17 protein-coding genes and 1 pseudogene are annotated in these 26,503 nt (G+C 63.3%); 14 read left to right on the forward strand and 4 right to left on the reverse strand.

The features are described from left to right. Positions 1-268 precede the first annotated feature (268 nt). From cysD to cysQ, 3 genes are read left to right on the forward strand one after another with little or no spacing between them, the layout of a single operon-like run. Positions 269-1,174 carry a sulfate adenylyltransferase subunit CysD gene (cysD, locus tag NKI37_RS27905; RefSeq protein ID WP_352512848.1) on the forward strand — a complete coding sequence of 302 codons (906 nt, stop codon included), beginning with the start codon at positions 269-271 and terminating at the stop codon, positions 1,172-1,174. A 2-nt stretch (positions 1,175-1,176) separates the two neighbouring features. Continuing rightward, positions 1,177-3,114: a sulfate adenylyltransferase subunit CysN gene (gene cysN, locus NKI37_RS27910; RefSeq protein WP_023670718.1), complete on the forward strand. Its 1,938-nt coding sequence runs from the start codon at positions 1,177-1,179 to the stop codon at positions 3,112-3,114. A 10-nt stretch (positions 3,115-3,124) separates the two neighbouring features. Further along, positions 3,125-3,913, forward strand: a complete 789-nt coding sequence (gene cysQ, locus NKI37_RS27915; RefSeq protein WP_031196090.1) for a 3'(2'),5'-bisphosphate nucleotidase CysQ — start codon at positions 3,125-3,127, stop codon at positions 3,911-3,913. 1 nt (position 3,914) lies between these two features. Here the strand turns inward: cysQ and NKI37_RS27920 are convergent, their stop codons facing one another. The 4 genes from NKI37_RS27920 to NKI37_RS27935 form a co-directional block, all read right to left on the reverse strand. Further along, complete coding sequence (locus NKI37_RS27920; protein WP_023684583.1) at positions 3,915-5,057, reverse strand: DegT/DnrJ/EryC1/StrS family aminotransferase; 1,143 nt, start codon at positions 5,055-5,057, stop codon at positions 3,915-3,917. A gap of 296 nt (positions 5,058-5,353) precedes the next feature. Beyond that, complete coding sequence (locus NKI37_RS27925; protein ID WP_023684582.1) at positions 5,354-6,277, reverse strand: carbohydrate kinase family protein; 924 nt, start codon at positions 6,275-6,277, stop codon at positions 5,354-5,356. Next, positions 6,274-6,720, reverse strand: a complete 447-nt coding sequence (locus NKI37_RS27930) for an RbsD/FucU family protein (protein ID WP_023684581.1) — start codon at positions 6,718-6,720, stop codon at positions 6,274-6,276. Before NKI37_RS27930 ends, NKI37_RS27925 begins: the two co-directional genes overlap by 4 nt. Next, the gene (locus tag NKI37_RS27935) at positions 6,721-7,947 is read right to left on the reverse strand and encodes an ROK family transcriptional regulator (RefSeq protein ID WP_352790117.1); all 1,227 of its coding nucleotides are present in this window, start codon (positions 7,945-7,947) and stop codon (positions 6,721-6,723) included. 264 nt (positions 7,948-8,211) lie between these two features. Between NKI37_RS27935 and NKI37_RS27940 the strand changes: the two genes are divergently transcribed. From NKI37_RS27940 to NKI37_RS27990, 11 genes and pseudogenes are all read left to right on the forward strand, one after another. Then, the gene (locus NKI37_RS27940; RefSeq protein ID WP_081725578.1) at positions 8,212-9,189 is read left to right on the forward strand and encodes a sugar ABC transporter substrate-binding protein; all 978 of its coding nucleotides are present in this window, start codon (positions 8,212-8,214) and stop codon (positions 9,187-9,189) included. A gap of 150 nt (positions 9,190-9,339) precedes the next feature. Next, positions 9,340-10,401, forward strand: a complete 1,062-nt coding sequence (locus NKI37_RS27945) for an ABC transporter permease (RefSeq protein WP_023670725.1) — start codon at positions 9,340-9,342, stop codon at positions 10,399-10,401. Beyond that, entirely contained in the window at positions 10,398-11,180 is a 783-nt protein-coding gene (locus NKI37_RS27950; protein WP_023670726.1) for an ATP-binding cassette domain-containing protein, read from the forward strand. Before NKI37_RS27945 ends, NKI37_RS27950 begins: the two co-directional genes overlap by 4 nt. A 140-nt stretch (positions 11,181-11,320) precedes the next feature. Further along, entirely contained in the window at positions 11,321-13,783 is a 2,463-nt protein-coding gene (locus tag NKI37_RS27955; RefSeq protein WP_023670727.1) for a glycogen/starch/alpha-glucan phosphorylase, read from the forward strand. A gap of 71 nt (positions 13,784-13,854) precedes the next feature. Further along, complete coding sequence (glgB, locus tag NKI37_RS27960) at positions 13,855-16,068, forward strand: 1,4-alpha-glucan branching protein GlgB (RefSeq protein WP_023819224.1); 2,214 nt, start codon at positions 13,855-13,857, stop codon at positions 16,066-16,068. An 83-nt stretch (positions 16,069-16,151) separates the two neighbouring features. After that, a complete protein-coding gene (gene glgC / locus NKI37_RS27965) occupies positions 16,152-17,417 on the forward strand; it encodes a glucose-1-phosphate adenylyltransferase (RefSeq protein ID WP_023715696.1) in 1,266 nt (421 codons plus the stop codon). 19 nt (positions 17,418-17,436) lie between these two features. After that, entirely contained in the window at positions 17,437-18,882 is a 1,446-nt protein-coding gene (gene glgA, locus NKI37_RS27970; RefSeq protein WP_352790113.1) for a glycogen synthase GlgA, read from the forward strand. A gap of 3 nt (positions 18,883-18,885) precedes the next feature. Continuing rightward, complete coding sequence (locus NKI37_RS27975) at positions 18,886-20,514, forward strand: alpha-D-glucose phosphate-specific phosphoglucomutase (protein WP_023752773.1); 1,629 nt, start codon at positions 18,886-18,888, stop codon at positions 20,512-20,514. Between the two features lie 157 nt (positions 20,515-20,671). Beyond that, complete coding sequence (gene glgX / locus NKI37_RS27980; protein ID WP_023821044.1) at positions 20,672-22,672, forward strand: glycogen debranching protein GlgX; 2,001 nt, start codon at positions 20,672-20,674, stop codon at positions 22,670-22,672. Beyond that, a complete protein-coding gene (gene bglA, locus NKI37_RS27985) occupies positions 22,672-24,321 on the forward strand; it encodes a beta-galactosidase BglA (RefSeq protein WP_023702236.1) in 1,650 nt (549 codons plus the stop codon). Before glgX ends, bglA begins: the two co-directional genes overlap by 1 nt. A gap of 644 nt (positions 24,322-24,965) precedes the next feature. Then, positions 24,966-26,111 (forward strand): annotated as a pseudogene (locus NKI37_RS27990) (peptide ABC transporter substrate-binding protein); the annotation flags it as partial. Between the last annotated feature and the right edge of the window lie 392 nt (positions 26,112-26,503).

Raw genomic sequence — 26,503 nt, forward strand, 5'->3', positions numbered from 1 at the left:
CTTTCGGTCCAGGCAAGATTTTTCCCGGCCTTTGAATGCTATCGCTCCGTCGGGCAGGAATTTTCGGATTCTAGGCTTTTCATGGAAAATTCGTTGCCGATCGGTGTGGCGGCCGGCCTTTCCAGCGTTGTTATATCAGGTGGCGATCTGCTAGAACGCCGGCACGAACCGATAGTGTCCAGCAGTGAAGCTTGAACCGGGCGGCTGAAAAGGACGCCCGATCCATCTGATGCAAGGTCTGGATTGCACGAGAGAACGCTCACAGTCCATGAACATCGCGCTTACGCACCTGCAGCGGCTCGAGGCCGAGTCCATCCACATCTTCCGTGAGGTTGCCGCCTCCTTCTCCAAGCCGGTGATGCTCTATTCCGTCGGCAAGGATTCCTCCGTGCTGATGCATCTGGCAATGAAGGCCTTCTATCCGGCCAAGCCGCCTTTCCCCTTCCTGCATGTCGACACCACCTGGAAGTTCCGCGAGATGATCGCCTTTCGCGACCAGATGGCGCAGAAGCTCGGCTTCGACCTGCTGGTCCACGTCAATGAAGACGGCGTGCGCGACGGTATCAACCCCTTTGACCATGGCTCGAACACCCACACCCATGTCATGAAGACGGTGGCGTTGCGCCAGGCGCTCGACAAATACGGCTTTGACGCTGCCTTCGGCGGGGCTCGGCGCGACGAGGAGAAGTCGCGCGCCAAGGAGCGCATCTTTTCCTTCCGCAACGCCCAGCATGTCTGGGACCCGAAGAACCAGCGGCCGGAGATGTGGAAGATCTTCAACACCCGCATCGCGCCGGGCGAATCGATCCGCGTGTTTCCGCTGTCGAACTGGACCGAGCTCGATATCTGGCAGTACATTCTGCAGGAAAACATCCCGATCGTGCCGCTCTATTTCGCCAAGGAGCGGCCGGTGGTCGAACGCGACGGCATGCTGATCATGAAGGATGACGGTCGCATGCAATTGCGCCCCGGTGAGACGATGGAGAACCGTCTGGTGCGTTTCCGCACGCTCGGCTGTTATCCGCTGACCGGCGCCATCGAATCCGACGCCGACACGCTCGAAGCCATCGTCGGCGAGATGCTGACGGCGCGCACCTCCGAGCGCCAGGGCCGCCTCATCGACCGCGATGAAGCCGGCTCGATGGAAAAGAAGAAGCGCGAGGGATATTTCTGAGCATGCGCCATATCCTGGCCAAGAGCCTCGCTCCCACCGACGGCGTGCGCGAATACATGGCGGCGCAGGAGAAGAAGTCGCTGCTGCGCTTCCTCACCTGCGGCTCGGTCGACGACGGCAAGTCGACGCTGATCGGCCGTCTTCTGTCCGACACAAAGCAGATCTTCGAGGACCAGCTCGCCGCACTCGAGCGCGATTCCCGCAAGCACGGCACCACTGGCGACGACATCGACTTCGCGCTTCTGGTCGACGGCCTCGAGGCCGAGCGCGAGCAAGGCATCACCATCGACGTCGCTTACCGCTTCTTCGCCACGCCCAAGCGCAAGTTCATCGTCGCCGACACCCCCGGCCATGAACAGTACACCCGCAACATGGCGACCGGCGCATCGACTGCCGATCTCGCCATCGTGCTGATCGATGCGCGCCAGGGTGTGCTGCGCCAGACCCGGCGCCACTCGATCATCGCTTCGCTGCTCGGCATCCGCCATATCGTGCTTGCCGTCAACAAGATCGACCTCGTCGATTTCGACCAGGCGGTGTTCGACCGTATCGTCGAGGATTACCGGCAGTTCTCGCACGAGCTCGGCTTCCAGACGATCGTGCCGATCCCGATGTCGGCCCGCTATGGGGACAATGTCACCAGCCGCTCCGGCAAGACGGCGTGGTATTCCGGCCCGTCGCTGATCGAGCATCTCGAAACCATATCGGTCGACGAGGCCGCGGTCGAACTGCCGTTCCGGTTTCCGGTGCAGTATGTCAACCGGCCCAATCTCGACTTCCGCGGCTTTGCCGGCACCATCGCGTCCGGCTCCGTCGCGCAGGGCGACGAGGTGGTGGTCGCCAAATCCGGCAAGGCCTCGCGGGTCAAGCGCATCGTCGCGCAAGGCGGCGATCTTGCCCAGGCGGTGGCCGGCCAGGCCATCACCCTTGTGCTCGATGACGAGGTCGAGGTCTCCAGAGGCAACATGCTGGTGTCGCCGGCGGCACGGCCGCAGGTCGCCGACCAGTTCGCCGCCAACATCGTCTGGTTCGACGAGGCAGCGCTGCTGCCGGGACGCTCCTATATACTGCGCACCGAGACCGACCAGACCAGCGCCACCGTCACCGACCTGAAATACCGCGTCAACGTCAACGACTTCGCTCGCGAGGCGGCGAAGTCGCTCGAGATGAACGAAGTCGGCATCTGCAATATCTCGACCCGGGCGCCGATCGCCTTCGACACCTTCGCCGACAACCGCGATACCGGCGCCTTCATCCTGATCGACCGCATCACCAATGCCACGGTCGGCGCCGGCATGATCCTGCATTCCTTGCGCCGCGCCGAAAACATCCATTGGCAGTCGCTCGATGTCGGCAAGCGCGGCCGCTCCGACCTCAAGAGCCAGCGCCCCGCCGTATTCTGGTTCACCGGTCTTTCCGGCTCGGGCAAGTCGACCATCGCCAATCTGCTTGAGAAGAAGCTGTTCGCTTCGGGGCGCCACACCTACATTCTCGACGGCGACAATGTCCGCCACGGCCTCAACCGCGATCTCGGCTTCACCGACGCCGATCGGGTCGAAAACATCCGCCGTGTCGCCGAAGTGGCAAAGCTGATGGCCGATGCCGGGCTGATCGTCATCGTCTCCTTCATTTCCCCCTTCAGCGCCGAGCGGCGCATGGCCAGGGAGTTGATGGCCGACGGCGAGTTCGTCGAAGTGTTCGTCGATACGCCGTTCGAGGAATGCGCCCGACGCGACCCGAAAGGCCTTTACGCACGGGCGCTGAATGGCGAGATCAAGAACTTCACCGGCGTCGATTCCCCGTATGAAGCTCCCGAAAATCCCGAAATCCATCTCAAGACACTCGGCAAGACGGCCGAGGAGATGGTAGAGGCTCTGGAACACTGGCTGAATGAGCGCGACATTGCCGAAGACCAATATGACAGCGGCGGCGGCATCTGACGACGAAGTGATGCTCGACGTGTTCGAGCGCCTGGCGCTCGAAGCCGGACGCGAGGTGATGCGGGTCTTCAAGGCCGGCTGCGCGGTCGACAGCAAGTCGGACTCCTCGCCGGTCACGGAAGCCGACCGCGAGAGCGAGACGATCATCCTCGCCGGCCTGCGTGCGGCCTATCCCGATATTCCCTGCGTGGCCGAGGAAGAGGTCGCCGAAGGCATTGTGCCGCCCGATCTGGATGGCGCCTTCTTCCTGATCGATCCGCTCGATGGAACGAAGGAATTCGTCAACCGCCGGACCGATTTCACCGTCAACATCGCGCTTGTCCGGCACGGCGTGCCGGAGATCGGCGTCGTCTTCGCACCGTGCAGCGGGCGGTTCTTCTCTGGACGGCCGGGCTGGGCCGAAGCAATCGAGGTCGATGGCGACTTCCGTATCGTCGGCCGCCGGCGGATTTCGGTTAGGAGGGCGGTCACGCCGCTGGCGGTCGTTGCCAGCCGCTCGCACAACACCCCGGAGACCGAAGCCTTCATCAAGGATCTCGGCGCCGCCGAGATCGTCTCGGTCGGCTCATCGCTGAAATTCTGCCTGCTCGCCGCAGCCGAAGCCGACATCTATCCGCGCTTCGGCCGCACCATGGAATGGGACACGGCGGCCGGCGACGCCGTACTGCGCGCCGCCGGCGGCATGACGCGCACGCTGGACGGCGAGCCGCTCACCTATGGCAAGCGCAAACAGAGCGACGACGAGGATTTCGCCAACCCGCATTTTATTGCGAGCGGGAAGGCGGCGGACGCGGCGTAACTTACGCCGCCGCTACATGCGCCGAGTTCGAGCCAATGTAGTTGCGGATCGTCTCGATGATGCGGTCCTGGTCGGCTTCGCTGAGATAGGGATGCATCGGCAGGCACAGGATGCGCTTCGGCAGTTCCTCCGAAACCGCAAGCCCGGTCGGCGTGCGCGGATAGTCGCGATAGGCGACCTGCTCGTGCAGCGGCTTCACATAATAGATCACCGAAGGGATGCCCTTTTCGCCGAGATGCGCCCTCAACCCGTCGCGCTTCGGCGTCTCGATGGCGTATTGCGCCCAGGCCGAGCGGCCACCGCCCAGATTGCGTGACGCCTTGACGATGTCGCCGAGACCTTCGGCGTAGCGCTTGGCCACGACCTGGCGGGCGACCATCTCGTCTTCGAGGATGGCGAGTTTCTCGATCAGGATCGCCGCCTGGATGGTGTCGAGGCGTGAATTGATGCCGACGCGGACATTGTCATACTGCGTCCCGCCCTTACCGTGGAACGCAAACGAGCGCAGCTGGTCGGCCAGCGCGTCGTCATTGGTGAACATCGCGCCGCCATCGCCGTAGCAGCCCAGCGGCTTGGCCGGATAAAAGCTGGTCGAGCCGACATGGCCGAAGGCGCCGCACATTGTGCCGTCGGCCGAACCGCCGATCGACTGCGCCGCATCCTCGATCACCAGCAGCCCTTCGCGCCTGGCAATCGCCATGATCGCCTCGTAGTTGGCGGCAAGCCCAAACAAGTCGACGGGAATGATCGCCTTCGGCTTCAGCCGGCCTTCCTTCTTGATCATGGCGATCGCCGCCTCGAGGCTGGCGATGTCGATGTTGTAGGTCTCGGCCTCGACATCGACGAACACTGGTTCGGCCTTGGCAAGCGCCACCACTTCCGCCGTCGCGGCAAAGGTGAAGCTCGGCACGAACACCGCGTCGCCGGGGCCGATACCGGCGGCAAACAGCGGCAACAGCAGCGCGTCGGTGCCGTTGGCGCAGGCCACGACATGCTTGGTGCCGATATAGGCTGCGAGCTTGTTTTCGAATTCGGTGACTTGCGGTCCGAGGATATAGCGGCCTTCCTCGACGACATTGTCGATCGCGGCCTTCAGCCGGTCGCGGATACGTTCGCGCTGCGCGCCAAGATCGATGAACTGCATGTCGGCCTCAAAACGGTGTGGTGCGGGCTGCCCCGGGGACAATGACACGCACAGAAACAACAACTTAACCGGGCCGCTGGTACCAGAGTTGGGCCGGTCTAGAAAGCCGGACCGGCCGCGGGACGGGTTGTCTAGGTGTCGCAGCCTGTTACTTCAGGCTTTCCCTGCATTGCCGCAAGATGCCGGAAATCCGGGCTTCGCCGCCTATTAATCCGGCTGATCAGTCCGTCTTTCCGGCTCGCGGAAACATAAAGTGATCGGCTGCTTGCAGCGGCTGGCGGCGGACTAAGCGTGGATCAGGCGATTTCGTGCCGCCAGGGCGGGTTGGCGCCGGCCCGCGACACGGTCACCGCCGCCGCTTTGGCGCCGAGCGCCAGCGCCTGACGGATGGCGTCCTCCGAAAGGCCGCCGATCCCGGCCTTGGTGAGCAGGCCTTGCTCGTGCAGCGAGGCCAGAATGCCGGCATTGAAAGTGTCGCCGGCGCCGACCGTGTCGACCACCTCCACCTTATGCGGCATCACCGTGACCTTGTGTTCCCTGCTGTAGCCGACGGCACCTTCGCTGCCGTGGGTAACGACGATCAGCTTCGGGCCGCGATCCAGCCAGTTGCGGATGACGTCCTCATGCGAGCCGGCCTCGCCGAACCAGTGCAGATCCTCATCCGATAGCTTCACGATGTCGGCCATCGCCATCATCGAGCGGATGCGCCGGAGGTGCTTGGCTTTGTCGGGGATGAAGTTCGGCCGGATGTTGGGGTCGAGCATCATGACGCGGCGTTCGTGCTCGCGTTTCATGAATTCTTCGTAGGCAGCACCCGCCGGGTCCGAAATCAGGCTGATGGCGCCAAACAGCATGGCTTCGATCTCGGCGCCCAGTTTCGGCAGATCCTCTGTCGTCAGCATGCGCCCGGCGGTGTTTTCGTCGTAGAAAGTGTAGGTCGCCTGGCCGTTGGTGAGCCGCACGAAGGCGAGCGTGGTCGGGCGAGGGGAGGTGTGCGCATAGGTGGAGCTGACCTTGCTTGCGCCGAGCGCCTCGCGGAACTGGCCGCCGAACAGATCCGACGACAGGCCGGAAAAGAAGCCGGCGGGCGCGCCGAGGCGGCCAAGCGCGATCGCCGTGTTGAACACCGCGCCGCCGACATAGGGCGCAAAGGCCGGCTCGCCCTGTGTCGTGGTGCGCGGCAGCATGTCGATCAGGGCTTCGCCGCAGCAGAGGATCATGATTTCTTGTTCTCCGGCGGATAGATCACGCCCTTGCGGATGATGATGTTGGCGTAGAGCCGGGGTTCGCTGGTCCCGACGATCGCATATGCCGACCGGACGCGTGCATAGAAGTCGGCGCCCGCCAGCGCAACCACCTTGCGGCCCGGCGCGCGCCTGGTGCAGATCGTTTCGATTTCATGGTGGACCGGATCGGCGACCGAGGGATCGCCTTTTACCGAGGCACGAAACAGCGCTTCCGGCACGAAGTCGTCCACCGGCAGCACGCTCAAAATGGCGTCAAGCACCGGTATGAGGTGAAGACCGTCGGCGCGGATCAGCCGGTTTGCCTGTTCTTCCGCCGGATAGTTGCCGTCGACGAGCGCGATCTCGTCGCCATGGCCCATGGCGCGCAATGTCGCCAGAAGCTCCGGACCGAGCAGCGACGGAATACCGATCAGCATTCAGATGCTCCTGGAAATCGTGGTCGAACCGATGAGGAAGCGTTCGGACAGCGGCAGGCTGGCGCCGCCCAGCGCGCGGGCATGGATGCCGACGGTGCCTTCGCGCACCACCGGAAGCTTCAGCCCTTCGCCATCGATCGTACCGATCGCCTGCCTGATCGCATCGACGAGCCGGCGCCGGACAGCGAGCGGCATCCAGCCGTCGATCACCGCGGCCTCGAAATCGATCACCGAGGACGCCGATACGATGGCATAGGCCAGCGCCTGAGCGGCATTGGCGATCCAGTCGTCGAGCTCGTGACCGATCTCGCCCCAATCCTCAGGCGACGTCCACAGATGCGAAGCCTCGACGCTGCGTGCGTTAAGCGCCTTTTCCAGCATGGCGATCGAGGCGACGTCGATGAGCTGCGTCGGCTTGCCGTCCGGCCCCGGCACCGGCATCGAACCCAGCGCCCCGGCATTTCCGGTTGGCCCGCCGAACAGCCGGCCGTTGAGCACGATGCCGCCGCCGGCAAAGGCGCCGATATAGAAATAGACGAAGTCGCGCGCCCCGCCGGTCTGGCCGAACACCAGTTCGGCGCCGCAGGCGGAGGTGGCGTCATTCTGCAGATAGACCGGGAATTCGCACTGCGCCTGGATGTCGGCACGGATGTCGCGATGGCGCCATTCGTCCATGATGTCGCGCGGCGCGCCGGCGGTGTCGGCCCAGTTCCACAGTTCGAACGGCATGGCGATGCCGAGCCCGGCAATGCGCTTGTCCTGCGCAGGTGTCAGTTCGGCGCGCATCGTCTTCATGCCTTCGGTGACGAACTCAACCGTCTCGCGCGGCGCCGGATAGCGGTAGGAGTGCTGCAGCATGGAACGCACAGTTCCGAGGAAATCGATCAGCACCAGTTCGGCGCTGCGGCGGCCGATCTTGAGGCCGATGAAGAAGGCGCCTTCGGGGTTCAGCGCCATCGGGATGGAGGGCTGGCCGATCTTGCCGCGCAACGGCGCCTGGCGCAGCAGCAGGCTGTCTTCCTCCAGTTCGCGCATGATGACCGAGACGGTCTGCGCTGAAAGCCCGGTCATGCGCGCAATGTCTGATTTGGCCAAGCTGCCGTGCTGGCGAACCAACGACAGCACCAGCCGCTCATTGTGGTCGCGCATGCCGCTCTGGTTGGTGCCACGGTGGAGACGGCTGGCGGCCGCCTCGGGCGAACCGTGCCTCGCAATGCCGGTCTCCACCCTTGTTCCTTCCCTTGGTTTATTCTTACTGCTTTTGCGGCAGAATGAGTGAACCGCGCAAAGCTGTCAATAATAAATAAGAGTGATTTAATTATTGACAGGCGGCTCCCGCTGGTGTCATTTGAGGGCGCGTCCACACTGGGAGAACTTCAGTGGATGCGCTCAAGATGCCGGTTGGCGGCATCCGCATGGTTCCATGGGAGGAAGATCGTGACCAAAGCTTTATTGAAGTCCACCGTGTTCGCCGCGGCGGGCCTCGGCCTGATGGCGTTTGCTTCGACAGCATCGGCCGCCGGCGTCGGCGCCTGCCTGATCACCAAGACCGACACCAACCCCTTCTTCGTCAAGATGAAGGAGGGCGCGACCGCCAAAGCCAAGGAACTTGGCGTCGACCTCAAGACCTATGCCGGCAAGATCGACGGCGACAGCGAGAGCCAGGTGGCGGCGATCGAAAGCTGCATCGCCGACGGCGCCAAGGGCATCCTGATCACCGCGTCCGACACCAAGGGCATCGTGCCGACGGTGAAGAAGGCGCGTGACGCCGGCCTGCTGGTGATCGCGCTCGATACCCCGCTGGACCCGATCGATGCCGCCGACGCGACCTTCGCGACGGACAATCTGGAAGCCGGCAAGCTGATCGGCGCCTGGGCAGCCGCGACCCTCGGCGACAAGGCCAAGGACGCCAAGATCGGTTTCCTCGACCTGACCCCCTCACAGCCGACCGTGGATGTGCTGCGCGACCAGGGCTTCATGATGGGCTTCGGCATCGACGTGAAGGATCCCAACAAGATCGGCGATGAGGACGATGCCCGCATCGTCGGCCACGACGTCACCAACGGCAATGAAGAAGGCGGCCGCAAGGCGATGGAAAACCTTCTGCAGAAGGACAACTCCATCACCGTCATCCACACCATCAACGAGCCCGCCGCTGTCGGCGCCTACCAGGCGCTCAAGGCGGTCGGTCTCGAAAGCCAGGTGCTGATCGTCTCGGTCGATGGCGGCTGCCCCGGCGTGAAGTCGGTGACCGAAGGCGTCATTGGCGCCACCTCGCAGCAATACCCGCTGCAGATGGCGGCACTCGGCATCGAGGCGATCGCCGCCTTCGCTAAGGACGGCGCCAAGCCGAAGCCGACCGAAGGCAAGAACTTCTTCGACACCGGCGTCAACCTCGTCACCGACAAGCCGGCCAATGGCGTGAAGTCGATCGACACCAAGGAAGGCCTCGCCAAGTGCTGGGGCTGATGGCTGCCTGACAGCCAGCGGCAAGCTGACGGCCGGGGGCTTGATCCCCGGCCGCTTCGGGTGGACGATGCGTCACGCGAATAATCCCGGCAGCAGACCGGACAGGCGCGAGCGGGTATCGGCATGGAGCTGAAGCCCAGGGGAGGAAACATGGCTCAAGCACAGGAATTCGAGAAGGTTCTCTCGAGCAGCGACACAAGCGTTGCCGCCTTTGACGAGCACAAATCGGCCGTCAAGCGCATCCAGCATTTCCTGCACTCCACGCCGGCGGCGGTGCCGCTGATTGTGCTGGTCCTGTCGATCGTAATTTTCGGCATCGCCATTGGCGGGCGTTTCTTCTCATCCTATACGCTGACGCTGATCCTGCAGCAGATCGCCATCGTCGGCATCCTCGGTGCCGCGCAGACACTGGTCATCCTGACCGCCGGCATCGACCTGTCGATCGGCGTGATCATGGTGATTTCAGCCGTGATCATGGGCAATTGCGCGGTCAGCTACGGCATGCCGGCCGTGCTCGCAGTGCCCATCGGGCTTGCCGCCGGCGCAGCCTGCGGCCTGCTTAACGGTTTGCTGGTCGCCTACATGAAGCTGCCGCCGTTCATCGTCACGCTCGGCACCTGGAACATCGTCATGGCGACCAACTTCATCTATTCGGCCAACGAGACGATCCGCGATACCGACGTCGACGCCCAGGCGCCGCTGCTGCATCTCTTTGCCCTGAGTTTCAAGATCGGCACGGCGGTGCTGACACTGGGCGTCATCGCCACGGTCGTGCTCGTTTTGATCCTCTGGTACGTGCTCAATCACACCGCCTGGGGCCGCCACGTCTACGCCGTTGGTGATGATCAGGAGGCGGCGAAGCTGTCTGGCATCCAGACCAAGAAGGTGTTGATGACGGTCTACACCCTTGCCGGGTTGATCGCAGCTTTCGCTGCCTGGGTTTCCATCGGCCGCAACGGCTCGATCTCACCGTCAGCCGCCGTCACCGACTACAACCTGCAGGCGATAACTGCGACGGTGATCGGCGGCATTTCACTGTTCGGCGGGCGCGGCTCAATTCTGGGCACGCTTTTCGGCGCGATGATCGTCGGTGTCGTCTCGATGGGCCTCAACATGCTGGGCGCCGATCCGCAATGGAAGGTGCTGCTCACCGGTGTGCTGATCATCGGCGCCGTGGCGATCGACCAATGGATCAGAAAGGTTTCGGCATGACCGTGGAACCCATCCTCACCGCGCGCGGCCTGATCAAGCGCTATGGCCGTGTCACCGCCCTCGACAATGCCGACTTCGACCTCTACCCCGGCGAAATCCTGGCCGTCATCGGAGACAATGGCGCCGGCAAATCATCGCTGATCAAGGCGATTTCCGGCGCCGCCGTGCCCGACGAAGGCGAGATCCGTCTTGAAGGCAAGGCTGTCGCTTTCAAATCGCCCATGGAGGCGCGCGAGGCGGGCATCGAGACGGTCTACCAAAACCTGGCTTTGTCGCCGGCCCTGTCGATCGCCGACAACATGTTCCTCGGCCGCGAGATCCGCAAACCCGGCTTCCTCGGCGACTGGCTTCGCATGCTCGACCGGCCGGCAATGGAAAAGCGCGCCCGCGACAAGCTGACCGAGCTTGGCCTGATGACCATCCAGAACATCAGCCAGGCGGTGGAAACACTGTCGGGCGGCCAGCGTCAGGGCGTGGCGGTGGCGCGCGCCGCCGCTTTCGGCAGCCGCGTGGTGATCATGGACGAGCCGACCGCGGCACTCGGCGTCAAGGAGAGCCGCCGCGTGCTGGAACTGATCCTCGATGTCAAGAAAAGAGGCCTGCCGATCGTGCTGATCTCGCACAACATGCCGCATGTCTTCGAGGTGGCCGACCGTATCCATATCCATCGGCTGGGACGTCGCCTCTGCGTCATCGATCCCAAGCAATATACCATGTCCGACGCCGTCGCCTTCATGACGGGAGCGAAGGTTCCGCCGGAGGCTGCACTCGCTGCCTGATCCGCTCGACGGATAAATTGCCGCAGGGGAACTGGCGGCATGCTGGTCTAAATCGATTGAACGTATGTTGCGATGCACTAGGATAGGCTGGGACTGAGAGCGAAAGCCGGTATGATCGCAGCACGATCACGAGAGGCAGTATGACGCGAACAATGACAGCCAAAGCCCCCGATCTCGAAATACCCGATCCCAAGACGCTGGCCGACGAAGTCTTGCTGGCTCTCAAATACCGGGTCGGCAAAGGCACCTCCGTTGCTACGCAATATGATTGGCTGACCGCCTCGATCAAGGTCGTGCGCGACCGCATCGTCGATCACTGGATGCAGGCGACGCAGGAGGCCTACGCCCAGCAGGAAAAGCGCGTCTATTACCTGTCGCTCGAATTCCTCATCGGCCGGCTTATGCGCGATGCCTTCTCCAATCTCGGCCTGATGGACAATATGCGCGAAGCGCTCAAGTCGCTGGGCGTCGACCTGGACCTCATCGCCGGGCTCGAACCGGATGCGGCGCTCGGCAATGGCGGTCTTGGCCGGCTCGCCGCCTGCTTCATGGAAAGCATGGCGACCGTCGACATTCCGGCCCACGGCTACGGCATTCGCTACGCCAACGGTATGTTCCGCCAGGAGATCCATGACGGCTGGCAGGTCGAACTGCCCGAAACCTGGCTCGACCACGGCAACCCCTGGGAGTTCGAGCGCCGCGAACGTGCCTTCGAGGTCGGCTTCGGCGGCTCGGTGGAATCGATCACCTCCAAGGATGGCCGGCTCGAGCGTCACGTCTGGAAGCCGACCGAGCATGTCCAGGCCGTCGCCTACGACACGCCGGTGGTCGGCTGGCGCGCCAACCGCGTCAACACGCTGCGGCTTTGGTCCGGCATGCCGGTCGATCCGATCCTGCTCGACAAGTTCAACGCCGGCGACCACATCGGCGCGCTGGCCGAAAGCAACAAGGCCGATGCCTTGTCGCGCGTGCTTTACCCCGCCGATTCCCACAAGGCCGGCCAGGAACTGCGGCTGCGGCAGGAATATTTCTTCTCCACCGCGTCGCTGCAGGACATCGTCCAGCGCCATCTCAGCCAGTATGGCGATCTCGCCTCGCTGCCCGACAAGGCGGCGATCCATCTCAACGACACCCATCCGGCGATCGCCGTGCCGGAGCTGATGCGCCTGCTGATGGACGTCCATGGCATGGATTTCGACCAGGCCTGGGATATTACCAAGCGCACCTTCGGCTACACCAACCACACGCTGCTACCGGAGGCGCTGGAAAGCTGGCCGGTGCCGCTGTTCGAACGGCTTTTGCCGCGCCATATGCAGATCGTCTACGCCATCAATGCGCAGGTTTTGCTTGAGGCCCGCGCCACCAACCAGTTTTCCAATGAGCAGATCAGCCGCATCTCGCTGATCCAGGAAAATGGCGACCGCCGCGTGCGCATGGGTAACCTGGCCTTTGTCGGCTCGCACTCGATCAATGGCGTGTCGGCGTTGCACACCGAGCTGATGAAGGAGACGGTGTTTGCCGATCTCCACAAGCTCTATCCCGATCGCATCAACAACAAGACCAACGGAATCACGCCACGCCGCTGGCTGATCCAGTGCAATCCAGGCCTCACCGCGCTCGCCCGCGCGGCGATCGGGGACCGTTTCCTCGACGACATCGACGCCATCAAGGGGCTCGAAGCCTTTGCCGGTGACGCCGCCTTCCGCGACAAGTTCGCCGCCGTCAAGCGCTCCAACAAGATCAAGCTCGCCAATCTGGTCGCCGACCGGCTCGGCATCAAGCTCGACCCGTCGGCGCTGTTCGACATCCAGGTCAAGCGCATCCACGAATACAAGCGCCAGCTGCTCAACATCCTGGAAGCGATCGCGCTCTACGACCAGATCCGCTCGCATCCCGAACAGGACTGGATGCCGCGCGTCAAATTCTTCGGCGGCAAAGCGGCGCCCAGCTACCACAATGCCAAGCTGATCATCAAACTGGCCAACGACGTTGCCAAGGTCATCAACAGCGACCCGTCGGTGCGCGGCCTGCTGAAAGTGGTGTTCGTGCCGAACTACAATGTCAGCCTGGCCGAGGTGATGATGCCGGCCGCCGACCTGTCCGAGCAGATTTCGACTGCCGGCATGGAGGCGTCGGGCACCGGCAACATGAAGTTCGCGCTGAACGGCGCCTTAACCATAGGCACGCTCGACGGCGCCAATGTCGAGATCAAGGAATGCGTCGGCGACGACAACATCTTCATCTTCGGCCTGAGCACGGCGGAAGTCGCCGAGCGGCGCAGCAATGGCTACAACCCGCGCGCCGTGATCGAGGGCTCCCCTGAATTGGCGCAGGCTGTTGCCGCAGTATCGTCGGGCGTGTTCTCGCCCGACCAGCCGGATCGCTACCGCGAGCTGGTCGACGGTCTCTACAACAGCGATTGGTTCATGGTGGCGGCGGATTTCGACGCCTATGCCGCCGCCCAGCGCGATGTCGACGCCGTCTGGCGCAACAGCCCCGATTGGTACGCGCGCGCTATCCGCAACGTTGCCCGCGTCGGCTGGTTCTCTTCCGATCGCACGATCCGCCAATATGCGAAAGAAATCTGGAACGTGCCCGCCTGATATGATTGCATGAGGCCACGAGCAAAGGGTCTTGTGCACAAGAACTGGTTCCCAGGGAGGGACACCGCCTGATGAAGAAACCGCGCGCGACCGCGACGACGAGCGAGTCGGACGGGCTGGCGTCAGCCGGCGATGTCGCCGCAATTGTTGCAGGCACGCATGGCGATCCTTTTGCAATCCTGGGCGTGCATGAAGCCGGCAAGGGTCTGGTTGCCCGCTGCTTCGTCCCCAATGCCGAGTTCGTCACCGCATACACGCTGGCCGGCAAGAACGCCGGCGAACTCACGCGGCGCGACGACGCCGGTTTCTTCGAAGGCAGACTGTCGATCAAGAAGCGTCAGCCGCTGCGCTATCACGCCAAAAATGCCGGCGGCGACTGGTGGCTGACCGATCCCTATTCCTTCGGCCCGGTGCTCGGCCCGATGGACGACTACTATATCGCGCAAGGGTCGCACCTCAGGCTGTTCGACAAGCTCGGCGCCCATCTCCTCGACCATGAAGGCGCGTCGGGCGTCAATTTCGCCGTCTGGGCGCCCAATGCAAGGCGCGTCTCCGTGGTCGGCGACTTCAACGAATGGGACGGCCGCCGCCATACGATGCGCGACCGCCGCGACACCGGCATCTGGGAACTGTTCATTCCCGATATCGGCGCCGGCCACCCCTATAAATACGAGATCATTGCCCCCGACGGCGTGCGCCTGCCGCTCAAGGCCGATCCGTTCGCCTTCAAGTCTGAACTGCGCCCGGCCACAGCATCGGTGACGGCGGTGCCGCCGGCGCATGAATGGGGCGACGAGGCGCATCGCAATTACTGGCGAAAGGCCGATCCGCGGCGCGAAGCCATATCGATCTACGAGGTCCATGCCGGTTCGTGGCAGCAGCACGATGATGGCAGCTTCCTGTCATGGGACGAACTCGCCAACCAGCTCATCCCCTATGCTGTCGAGACCGGCTTCACCCACATCGAGTTCCTGCCGATCTCCGAACATCCCTATGACCCGTCATGGGGTTATCAGACAACCGGACTTTATGCCCCCTCGGCGCGCTTCGGCGACCCCGACGGCTTCGCCCGTTTCGTCGACGGTGCGCACCGCGCCGGCGTCGGCGTCATCCTCGACTGGGTGCCGGCGCATTTCCCGGTCGACGCGCATGGCCTGGCCAATTTCGACGGCACAGCACTTTATGAGCATGCCGACCCGCGCAAGGGTTTTCATCCCGACTGGAACACCGCGATCTACAATTTCGGCCGCCGCGAGGTGGTGTCGTTCCTGGTCAACAATGCGCTGTTCTGGGCCGAGAAATACCATGTCGACGGTTTGCGCGTGGATGCAGTGGCCTCGATGCTCTACCTCGATTATTCGCGCAAGGCCGGCGAGTGGATCCCCAACGAGAAGGGCGGCCGCGAAAACCTCGAAGCAGTCTCCTTCCTGCAGAAGATGAACAAGGAGGTCTACGGCCACCATCCCGGCGTGATGACCATCGCCGAGGAATCGACTTCATGGCCGAAGGTCTCGGCGCCGGTGCATGAAGGCGGGCTGGGCTTCGGCTTCAAATGGAACATGGGCTTTATGCACGACACGCTGGAGTATTTCGCCAAGGAGCCGATCTTCCGCAAACATCACCACAACGACCTGACCTTCGGCCTGACCTACGCCTTCTCCGAGAATTTCGTGCTGCCGCTGTCCCATGACGAGGTCGTGCACGGCAAGGGCACGCTGCTCGGCAAGATGGCCGGCGACGACTGGCAGAAGTTCGCGACTTTGCGCGCCTTCTATGCCTTCATGTGGGGCTATCCCGGCAAGAAGCTGTTGTTCATGGGCCAGGAATTCGCCCAGCGCCGCGAGTGGAGCGAGGCGCGCGCGCTCGACTGGAACCTGCTCGACTTCCACCCGCATCGCGGCGTCTGGCAGACGGTGCGCGACCTCAACTATCTCTATCGCTCGCGCCCGGCGCTGCATGCACGCGACTGCGAGCCGGACGGCTTCTCCTGGCTGATCGTCGACGACAAGGAAAACTCGGTCTTCGCCTGGCTGCGCAGCGCGCCCGGCGGCAACCCGATCGCCGTCATTTCCAACTTCACGCCAGTGCCGCGCGACAATTATCGCGTGCCATTGCCCAAGGTCGGCAAATGGCGCGAAATCATCAACACCGACGCTTCGGACTACGGTGGTTCGGGCAAGGGCAATGGCGGTGTGGTCGAAGCCAGGGCGGAAGGAGGAGGCATTTCGGCAACGATGCTTTTGCCGCCGCTGTCGACGATCATGCTTGAACTCGTTGCGGACTAGGTCCGTCAACTCGTTACGGATTAGGTCCGTCGACTCGTTGCGGACCGGGCGATGCTCCAGACTGGTAATTTGGGAGGGTAAAAATGGCAGACTTGAAGAGAACCCAGCCGCTGGCGCGCGATGCCATGGCCTATGTGCTGGCCGGCGGCCGCGGCAGCCGGCTCAAGGAATTGACCGACCGCCGCGCCAAGCCGGCTGTCTATTTCGGCGGCAAGACGCGCATCATCGATTTCGCGCTGTCCAATGCGCTGAATTCCGGCATTCGTCGCCTCGGTGTCGCCACCCAGTACAAGGCGCATTCGCTGATCCGCCACCTGCAGCGCGGCTGGAACTTCCTGCGCCCGGAGCGAAACGAAAGTTTCGACATCCTGCCGGCCTCGCAGCGTGTCTCGGAAACGCAGTGGTATGAAGGCACCGCCGACGCCGTCTACCAGAACATCGACATCATCGAGGCCTATGGCCCTGAATACATGGTGATCCTGGCCGGCGACCATATCTACAAGATGGACTACGAGCTGATGCTGCGCCAGCACGTCGATGCCAATGCCGACGTCACTGTCGGTTGCCTGGAAGTGCCGCGCTTGGAAGCGACCGGCTTCGGTGTCATGCATGTCGATGGCAAGGACAACATCATCGCGTTCGTCGAAAAGCCCGCCGACCCGCCCGGCATTCCCGACAAGCCGGAATTCGCGCTGGCCTCCATGGGCATTTATGTCTTCAAGACCAAGTTCCTGATGGAACAACTGCGCCGCGATGCGGCCGAGCCGGGTTCGAGCCGCGACTTCGGCAAGGACATCATCCCCTACATCGTCCAGCACGGTAAGGCGATCGCGCATCGCTTCGCCAAGTCCTGCGTGCGCTCGACGGCCGAGAACGAAGCCTATTGGCGCGATGTCGGCACGGTCGACGCCTACTGGGAAGCCAATATCGACCTGACCGACATCACTCCCGAACTCGACCTCTACGACCGCGACTGGCCGATCTGGACCTATGCCGAATTGAAGCCGCCGGCAAAGTTCGTGCATGACGAGGATGGCCGGCGCGGTTCGGCCGTCTCCTCGCTGGTCTCAGGCGATTGCATCGTCTCGGGTGCTTCGCTGAAGCGCAGCCTGATCTTCACCGGCGCGCGCATCAACTCCTATTCGACGCTGGAAGAGGTCGTCATGCTGCCCGACGTTCATGTCGGCCGGAACGCAAAGTTGAAGCGCGTCGTCATCGACCACGGTGTAAGGATACCGGAAGGGCTGGTGGTTGGTGAAGACCCTGTTCTCGACGCCAAGCGTTTCCGGGTTTCGGAAAAGGGCATCTGCCTGGTCACGCAGGACATGATCGACAAGCTGAAGCTGTAAGACGGGGTACCATAAACGCATGCAGGTTCTGTCGGTCACGCCCGAGTTATTCCCGCTGATCAAGACCGGCGGACTTGCCGACGTGACCGGCGCATTGCCGATCGCGCTGGCCGCCAGGGGCGTGACCATGCGCACGCTCATCCCCGGCTTTCCCCAGGTGATGGACGCCTTCAAGAAAAAGAAGGCTGTCTACCAATACCCGCTGCTGCAGGGCGGCAAGGCTTCGGTCCATGCCGTCAAGATCGCCGGGCTCGACCTGTTCGTGCTCGACGCGCCGCATCTCTACGATCGTCCCGGCGGCCCTTACGGCAATGCGGCCGGCGCCGATTGGCCCGACAATTGGCGGCGTTTTGCTGCGCTGAGCCAGGTCGGTGGCGATATCGCCGGCGGCGCCATTTCCGGCTACCAGCCGGATCTCGTCCACGCCCATGACTGGCAGTCGGCGATGACGCTGGCCTATATGCGCTACGGCAAGGCGGTCGGCGTGCCGTCGCTGATCACGGTTCACAACCTTGCCTTCCAGGGTCAGTTCGGCGCCGGCATTTTTGGCGAGCTCGGCTTGCCGGCCGCGGCGATGGCGCTCGACGGCGTAGAATACTATGGCGGCGTCGGCTTCCTCAAGGCCGGCCTGCAGGCGGCCTGGGCGATCACCACGGTGAGCCCCACCTATGCCCAGGAAATCCGCTCGCCGGAATTCGGCATGGGCCTCGACGGCCTGATCAACATGCGCTCTTCCGACCTCTACGGCATCGTCAACGGCATCGACACCGACATCTGGAACCCGGAGACCGACAAGCATCTGGTGTCGGCCTACTCCGCCGCGACGCTCAAGGCTCGGCTTCCCAACCGGGCGGTTGTCGAGGACCGCTTCAGCCTCGAGCGCGACGACAGTCCGATCGTCTGCGTCGTCAGCCGGCTGACCTGGCAGAAGGGCATGGACATACTGGCGGCTGTGGTCGACGGCGTCGTCGCCACCGGCGCGCGGCTGGCGATCCTCGGCTCAGGCGACGCCGGCCTGGAAGGCGCGCTGCTGGCTGCCACCGCCCGCCATCGCGGCCGTGTCGGCGTCGTCGTCGGCTATGACGAGGGGCTTTCCCACACCATGCAGGGCGGCTGCGACGCCATCGTCATCCCGTCGCGCTTCGAGCCTTGCGGGCTGACCCAGCTTTACGGCCTACGCTATGGCTGCGTGCCGGTCGTCGCCCGCACCGGCGGCCTTGCCGACACCATCATCGACGCCAATGAAGCAGCGATCTCGGCCGGTGTCGCCACCGGCTTCCAGTTCGCGCCCAATAGTGGCGGCGCCATGCTGCACGCCATCCGCCGGCTGGTCGATGCGCATTCGAGCCCGGCCGTCTGGGAACAGATCCAGCGCCAGGGCATGAAGGCCGATGTCTCCTGGGACAAGAGCGCCGACAAATACGTTGAACTCTACCGCCTGCTGCTTTCGAAAAGGGTTGCCTGAAGCATGATCCGGACCGTCGCCACCAAACCCTATCTCGACCAGAAACCCGGCACGTCCGGCCTGCGCAAGAAGGTGCCTGTCTTTCAGCAGGAGCACTATGCCGAGAACTTCATCCAGTCGATCTTCGACGCGCTGGAGGGCTTTGAGGGCAAGACGCTGGTGATCGGCGGCGACGGCCGCTTCTACAACCGCGAGGTCATCCAGAAGGCCATCGCCATGGCGGCGGCCAACGGCTTCGGCAAGGTGATGGTCGGGCAGGGCGGCATATTGTCGACGCCGGCGGCGTCGCATGTCATCCGCAAATACAAGACCTTCGGCGGCATCATCCTGTCGGCCAGTCACAATCCGGGCGGCCCGCACGAGGATTTCGGCATCAAGTACAATGCCGGCAATGGCGGCCCGGCGCCGGAAAAGCTGACCGACGCGATCTTCGAAAAGACCAAGACGATTTCGAGCTTCAAGACCGCCGACATCGACCAGATCGACATCGACAAGATCGGCACGGTGACCGCCGGCGGCATGGCGGTCGAGATTATCGACCCGGTCACCGACTATGCCGAATTGATGGAGAGCCTGTTCGACTTCGACGCCATCCGCGCCAATTTCAAATACGGCTTCCGCATGCGCTTCGACGCCATGCATGCGGTCACCGGCCCGTATGCCAAGGAAATCCTCGAGCGCCGGCTCGGCGCGGAGAATGGCACCTGCCGCAACTACAAGCCGCTGCCGGATTTTGGCGGCCATCACCCGGATCCGAACCTGGTCCACGCCAAGCATCTCTATGACGAGATGATGGGACCGGATGCGCCCGATTTCGGCGCCGCTTCCGACGGCGACGGTGACCGCAATCTCATCATCGGCAAGGGCATTTTCGTCACCCCGTCGGATTCGGTGGCCATGCTTGCCGCCAATGCGCAATTGGCGCCGGGCTACAAGGACGGCCTCAAAGGCATCGCCCGCTCGATGCCGACCAGCGGCGCTGCCGACCGCGTCGCCGAACAGCTCGGCATCGGCATCTACGAAACGCCGACCGGTTGGAAGTTCTTCGGCAATCTGCTCGATGCCGGCATGGCAACGATCTGCGGCGAGGAAAGTGCCGGCACCGGCTCGAACCATGTCCGTGAAAAGGACGGGCTGTGGGCGGTGCTGTTGTGGCTGAACATCCTGGCCGTGCGCGGCGAAAGCTGCAAGGACGTCGTCACCGAACATTGGGCGACCTACGGCCGCAATTACTATTCACGTCATGACTATGAGGAGGTCGAAACCGAGCGCGCCAACGCCCTGGTCGACGAGTTGCGCGCCAAGCTGACCTCGCTGCCCGGCACCAGCGTGCGCGGCCTGAAGATCGCCAATGCCGACGACTTCGCCTATCACGATCCGGTCGACGGTTCGGTGAGCAAGAACCAGGGCATCCGCATCCTGTTCGAAGGCGGCTCGCGTGTCGTGTTTCGTTTGTCCGGCACCGGCACGTCGGGTGCTACGCTGCGCGTATACATCGAGCGCTACGAGCCGGACAGAGCGCGGCATGATCTCGACACGCAAGAGGCGCTCGCCGACCTGATCGCGGCTGCCGATGATATCGCCGGGATCAAGAGCCACACCGGGCGCAACAAGCCGAGCGTGATTACTTGAGGGTGGTGACGTCTTTACCCTCGCCCTTGTGGGGAGGGTCGATCCGCGCAGCGGATCGGGTTGGGGGTGCTCGTAAAGCGCTTTCCCCGCGCCGACCCCCACCCCGCTCACTTCGTTCGCGACCCTCCCCACAAGGGGGAGGGTGGAGGATGCGCCGATGACCCAGCTCGGCGCAACGGTCACTCCCGAAGGCATCCGCTTCGCCGCCTGGTCGTCGTCCGCGCGGCGCCTGTGGGTGTCGATCTTCGACGACACCGGCGCCCGTGAAATCGACCGGCTCGAACTTCAGCCGGAAGGCGAGAGCGTCCATGCGCTGTTCGTCGCCGGCCTTGCCGCGGGTACGCGCTACGGCTTTCGCGCCGACGGCGAATATGCGCCGGAGCGCGGGCTGTGGTTCGATCCCGACAAGCTGCTCACTGATCCCTACGCTGTCGAGATAGACCGGCCCTACCAGCATCATTGGCGGCTTGCCGCCCGGCGCAACGAAGGCACCGATACCGCGCCGCTGATGCCGAAGACCGTCGCCCGCGCGCTACCCAAGCCGCTGCCGGCCAAGGCGCCTTTGTTCCAGCCGGGCGGTCTGATCTACGAACTCAATGTCCGTTCCTTCACCAGACTGCATCCGGACGTGCCCCAAGCGCAGCGCGGCACCATTGCGGCACTTGCGCATCCGGCCATCCTCGAACACCTCAGAAAGATCGGCGTCTCCGCCGTTGAGCTGATGCCCGTGACGGCATGGATCGATGAGCGCCATCTACCGCCGCTCGGCCTCAGCAACGCATGGGGCTACAACCCAGTCACCTTCATGGCGCTCGATCCGCGGCTGGCGCCGGGCGGCCTCGCCGAATTGCGCGATACGGCGGGGGTGCTGCGCAAGGCTGGCATTGGCACCATCCTCGATCTCGTCTTCAATCATACCGGCGAAAGTGACCGGCTCGGGCCGACGCTGTCGCTGCGCGGCCTCGACAATCAAGCCTACTACCGCAGCGAGCCGGACGGCAGGTTGGCCAACGATACCGGCACCGGCAATACCATTGCCTGCGATCATCCGGTCGTTCGCGACATGGTACTCGACACGCTACGCCATTTCGTCCGCCATGCCGGCGTCGACGGTTTCCGCTTCGACCTGACGCCGGTCCTCGGCCGCGTCGCTGGCGTATTCGATCCGGCGGCCCCGTTGCTCGAGACCATCGCTGGCGATCCTCTGCTTGCCGATAGGGTGCTGATCGCCGAGCCGTGGGACATCGGCCCGAATGGCTATCAGCTCGGCAATTTCCGGCCGCCTTACCTCGAATGGAACGACCGCTACCGCGACGACGTCAGGCGCTTCTGGCGCGGCGATGCCGGCGCGGTCGGTGCGCTGGCGACAAGGCTCGCCGGCTCCTCCGATGTGTTCGGCAGGGAGGGCCAATCCGCCAGCCGCACGGTCAACTTCATCGCCGCACACGATGGCATGACGCTGACCGATATCGTCGCCTATGAAGCCAAGCACAACCAGGCCAATGGCGAGAAGAACCGCGACGGCCACAATGAGAACCTGTCCTGGAACAACGGCGTCGAGGGCGAAACCTCGGACAAGGCGATTGCCGAGGCCCGTTCCCATGATCGCTTCGCGCTGCTCGCCACTCTGTTTGCCTCGCGCGGCACCATCATGCTGACGGCGGGCGATGAATTCGGCCGCACGCAAGGGGGCAACAACAACGCCTATGCGCAGGACAACGCCATCACCTGGCTCGACTGGGCCGGGCGCGACGTCGGGCTGGAAGCCCATGTGTCGGCGCTCGCAGCTCTGCGCGGCGCGGTGCCGGCGCTTTCCGATACGCGCTTCCTGACCGGAGAGCCGCCGGACGGTTCTGATGTGCCCGACGTCGCGTGGCTGACCGAGACCGGCGCGCCGCTCGGCGAAGCCGACTGGAACGATGGCTCGCGCCATCGCCTCGTCATGCTGCTCGGCGATGGCGGGGAAGGCCGCCTGGCTGTGATCGTCAATGGCGATCGCCGCCAATGCGTCTTCACGCTGCCCGCGCGGCAAGGGTTTGAATGGCAGCCGGGTGTTGAAGCGCAAGCGGTCGACCTCGCGTGGCCGCTGCCCGGCCGCAGTGTCAGTTTCATGATCGAGCGCCGGACCGCAAAGGCCCGCGCCAGGAAGGGTCCGTGATGGCCGACGACAATGCCCAGCCGGGACCCGAACAGAGCGCCGACTGGTGGCGCGGCTGCGTCATCTACCAGATCTATCCTCGCTCCTTCCAGGACACCACCGGCGACGGCAGCGGCGACCTCTCAGGCATCACCTCACGGCTGGCGCACGTCGCCTCGCTCGGCGTCGACGCCGTCTGGCTGTCGCCCTTCTTCAAATCGCCAATGGCCGATATGGGCTACGACGTCTCCGACTATCAGGCGGTCGATCCGATGTTCGGCACGCTCGACGACTTTGACGCGCTGGTTGCCGAGGCGCACAGGCTCGGCCTGAAGGTGATCATCGATCAGGTGTTGTCGCACTCCTCCGACAAGCACGAATGGTTTGTAGAGAGCCGTGCCAGCAAGGATAATCCCAAGGCTGACTGGTATGTCTGGGCCGACACCAGGCCGGACGGCAACGCGCCCAACAACTGGCTGTCGGTCTTCGGCGGCCCGGCCTGGGAGTGGGACGCGACCCGCCGGCAATACTACATGCACAATTTCCTCGCCTCGCAGCCGGACCTCAACTTCCACAATCCTGAGGTTCAAGACGCGTTGTTGCAGACGGTGCGGTTCTGGCTCGAGCGCGGCGTCGACGGCTTCCGCCTGGATACGGTCAACTACTATGTCCACGACCGCTGGCTGCGCAGCAATCCGCCGCTGGCGTCGAGCGTCGCCGGCACCAATGGCGAAACCAACACCTATCTCTTCCAGGAGCATCTGTTCGACAAGACGCAACCGGAAAACCTCGGTTTCCTCAGGCGCTTCCGCGCTTTACTCGACGAATATGACGGCCGCGCCAGTGTCGGCGAGGTCGGCGACGAAGGCCGTTCGCTGCAGACGCTGGCCGCCTACACATCCGGCGGCGACAAGCTCAACATGTGCTACACCTTCGACCTGCTCGGTCAGCAATTCTCAGCCGCCCATGTGCGCGGCTGCGTCGAGGCCTTCGAGGCAGCTGTCGCCGACGGCTGGGTCTGCTGGGCGTTCTCCAACCACGATGTCGTGCGCCATGTCAGCCGCTGGACGCGGCCGGGCGGCGATCCAGATGCGGTGGCGACATTCGCTATCGCTTTGCTCTCCTGCCTGCGGGGCTCGATCTGTCTCTACCAAGGCGAAGAGCTTGGGCTGGAGGAGGCGGAACTGACCTTCGAGGATCTGCGCGATCCCGTCGGCATCCGTTTCTGGCCGGGGGTCAAGGGCAGGGACGGCTGCCGCACACCGATGGTGTGGGAGGCGGGCGCCGACAATGCCGGTTTTTCTTCGGGAAAACCCTGGCTGCCGGTGCCGGAAAGCCACCGCGCTCGGGCGGTCGATATCCAGAACGCCGACGACAAGTCCGTGCTCGCCGGCTACCGGACGATGCTCGCCTTGCGCAAGGCGCATCTGGCGCTGGTCAAGGGCCCGATCCGCTTTCTCGATACCGACGGCGATGTCCTTGCCTTCATCCGGCAGGGCGAGGACGAGATATTGCTCTGCGTCTTCAATTTCGCCGACAAGCCGGCCGACTGGCGGCTGCCGCCGGATCTCCAGCTTGTCGAGGCGATCGCTCTGGGTGGCGGTGCCGTCCTGCAGGAGGAGGGGCTGTTGCTGCCGGCCCTGGGCTGGTTTGTCGGCAAGGTAGGCTGATCTTTCAGGGACGCCGTCCGGCTTCAAAAAAGATCGTGTCCGCATGCAACCGTGCCGAGTGATCCGCGCAACGTCACCGGCGCCACATTTTTCATTTTCGGGCTTCTTCGGTACTTTCGTCGAGCTTGGCCACGAACGGCATTCCTGGAATTTTTCCAGATGGTTGCGCTAATGACAACTGCTGAGGGCAAAACCCAAAATTACAGGACAACCACAAGCTGCACCCAATTGGATCTTGTAATATAGATTAGCTATGGCTGGTTTAAGGTGAGGATGCTCACTTAGCGTCAAGCAAGACTCGGTTGAAATAATATTTCCGTCTGTCTAGTCTCCTGCCACCAGCTGCCGGAACGGGAACCGGCGGCGCGCTCGAAGGGGCCAGAAATCGGTTCCGGGGCGTCAACACTCGTAAGGCGCAGCCGATGGGCAGCGCCACAGGGAGAGACTTCATGCTGAAAAATATGCTGAAGGCGACGCTTGTCGCCGCGACCATGACCTTTGCCGCAGGCACGTTCCTGACGCCGGCCCTTGCCGAGACCGTCTATAACAGAGGCAGCGCCGCCGAAGCGGAGACGGTCGATCCGCACAAGACCTCGACCGTCTACGAAGCCGATATCATACGCGACCTGTTCCAGGGACTGGTCATGCACGATCAGAAGACGAACCTCATCCCGGGCGCCGCCGAAAGCTGGACGGTATCTGATGACGGCACCGTCTACACCTTCAAGCTGCGCAAGGACGGCTTGTGGTCGGATGGCAGCCCGGTGACGGCGGACGACTTCGTCTATTCCTTCCGTAGGCTGGAGGATCCGGCGACCGCCGCCGAATACGCTTCCATGCTCTATCCCGTGAAGAACGCCGAGGAAGTCAACACCAAGAAAGGCAAGCCCGAGGACATGGGCGTCAAGGCGATCGACGCCAACACCCTGGAAGTGACGCTGAAGGCGCCGACGCCATACTTCCTGGAGATGCTGACCCACCAGGCTACCTACCCGGTCAACAAGGCCTCGATCGACAAGCTCGGCGCCGACTGGATCAAGGCGGGCAATCTCGTTTCGAACGGCGCCTATACATTGGCCGAGTGGATTCCCAACGACCACATGAAGCTGGTCAAGAATCCGAAATTCTGGGATGCCGCGACCGTCAAGATGGACGTCGTCAACTACATCCCGACCGAAGACCGCTCTTCGGCGATGAAGCGCTTCGAGGCCGGCGAACTCGACAGCTACGGCGACCTGCCGACCGAACAGCTCGCTGACCTCAAGACCAAGTTCGGCGATCAGGTCCGCGTCGGACCGTATCTCGGCACCTATTATTACGCGATCAAGACCGACAAGGCGCCCTGGGACAATGTCGAGCTGCGCAACGCCATCTCGATGGCTATCGACCGCGACTTCCTGGCCGAAAAGGTCTGGCAGAATTCCATGCTGCCTGGCTATTCGATGGTGCCTCCGGGCATCGCCGGCTACACGCCGGCAATGGCCAAATACGCCGACATGCCGCAGATCGACCGCGAGGACGCCGCCAAGAAGATCCTTGAGAAACTCGGCTATACGCCCGAGCATCCGCTGAAGATGGAGATCCGCTACAACACCTCGGAAAACCACAAGAACACCGCGGTTGCCATCCAGGAACAGTTGAAGCCGCTTGGCGTCGAGATCACGCTGCTCAACACCGATACCAAGACCCACTATTCCTTCCTCGAGCAGAAGGGCAACTACGACGTGGCGCGTGCCGCCTGGATCGCCGACTACAAGGATCCCGAGACCTTCCTCGGCATCACCCGCAAGGCCAGCGGCAACAACTATTCGAACTACGTCAGCCCGGCATATGAGGCGGCCATGGACAAGGCCGCGGCTGCCGGCGGCAAGCCGGAAGAGCGCATGAAGGACCTCACTGAGGCCGAGCGCATCCTTGTCGATGACGTCGGCAACATTCCGCTTCTCTACTACAGCTTCCACGATATCGTCTCCTCGAAGCTGCATGGCTTCGATGACAATGTGATGGACATCCATCCGTCCCGCTTCGTCTCCAAGGACTGATAATCATCCTTGACTGGAGCGCGCGGGCGCGCCGGGAGGGGGGGGGAGGGGGGGCGTTGTTCAACAGCCCCGAGAGTGGCCGTTCGTGTGGAAGTTCGCGCGGGGGGACATCTGTGGGGCGAGGCGGGCCTGAGAGGGTG

Origin of the sequence: Mesorhizobium sp. M0626 (assembly GCF_040320665.1) — a bacterium.
GTDB lineage: Bacteria > Pseudomonadota > Alphaproteobacteria > Rhizobiales > Rhizobiaceae > Mesorhizobium.

Bases quoted from the DNA above. Each gene is read 5' to 3' on its own strand.
- NKI37_RS27945 (WP_023670725.1), top strand. From the start codon at position 9,340: ATGGCTCAAGCACAGGAATTCGAGAAGGTTCTCTCGAGCAGCGACACA.
- cysD (WP_352512848.1), top strand. From the start codon at position 269: ATGAACATCGCGCTTACGCACCTGCAGCGGCTCGAGGCCGAGTCCATC.
- NKI37_RS27975 (WP_023752773.1), top strand. From the start codon at position 18,886: ATGATCCGGACCGTCGCCACCAAACCCTATCTCGACCAGAAACCCGGC.
- cysQ (WP_031196090.1), top strand. From the start codon at position 3,125: ATGCTCGACGTGTTCGAGCGCCTGGCGCTCGAAGCCGGACGCGAGGTG.
- NKI37_RS27950 (WP_023670726.1), top strand. From the start codon at position 10,398: ATGACCGTGGAACCCATCCTCACCGCGCGCGGCCTGATCAAGCGCTAT.
- glgA (WP_352790113.1), top strand. From the start codon at position 17,437: ATGCAGGTTCTGTCGGTCACGCCCGAGTTATTCCCGCTGATCAAGACC.
- NKI37_RS27930 (WP_023684581.1), bottom strand. From the start codon at position 6,720: ATGCTGATCGGTATTCCGTCGCTGCTCGGTCCGGAGCTTCTGGCGACA.
- bglA (WP_023702236.1), top strand. From the start codon at position 22,672: ATGGCCGACGACAATGCCCAGCCGGGACCCGAACAGAGCGCCGACTGG.
- cysN (WP_023670718.1), top strand. From the start codon at position 1,177: ATGCGCCATATCCTGGCCAAGAGCCTCGCTCCCACCGACGGCGTGCGC.
- glgB (WP_023819224.1), top strand. From the start codon at position 13,855: ATGAAGAAACCGCGCGCGACCGCGACGACGAGCGAGTCGGACGGGCTG.
- NKI37_RS27925 (WP_023684582.1), bottom strand. From the start codon at position 6,277: ATGATCCTCTGCTGCGGCGAAGCCCTGATCGACATGCTGCCGCGCACC.
- glgC (WP_023715696.1), top strand. From the start codon at position 16,152: ATGGCAGACTTGAAGAGAACCCAGCCGCTGGCGCGCGATGCCATGGCC.
- NKI37_RS27955 (WP_023670727.1), top strand. From the start codon at position 11,321: ATGACGCGAACAATGACAGCCAAAGCCCCCGATCTCGAAATACCCGAT.
- NKI37_RS27920 (WP_023684583.1), bottom strand. From the start codon at position 5,057: ATGCAGTTCATCGATCTTGGCGCGCAGCGCGAACGTATCCGCGACCGG.
- glgX (WP_023821044.1), top strand. From the start codon at position 20,672: ATGACCCAGCTCGGCGCAACGGTCACTCCCGAAGGCATCCGCTTCGCC.
- NKI37_RS27940 (WP_081725578.1), top strand. From the start codon at position 8,212: ATGGCGTTTGCTTCGACAGCATCGGCCGCCGGCGTCGGCGCCTGCCTG.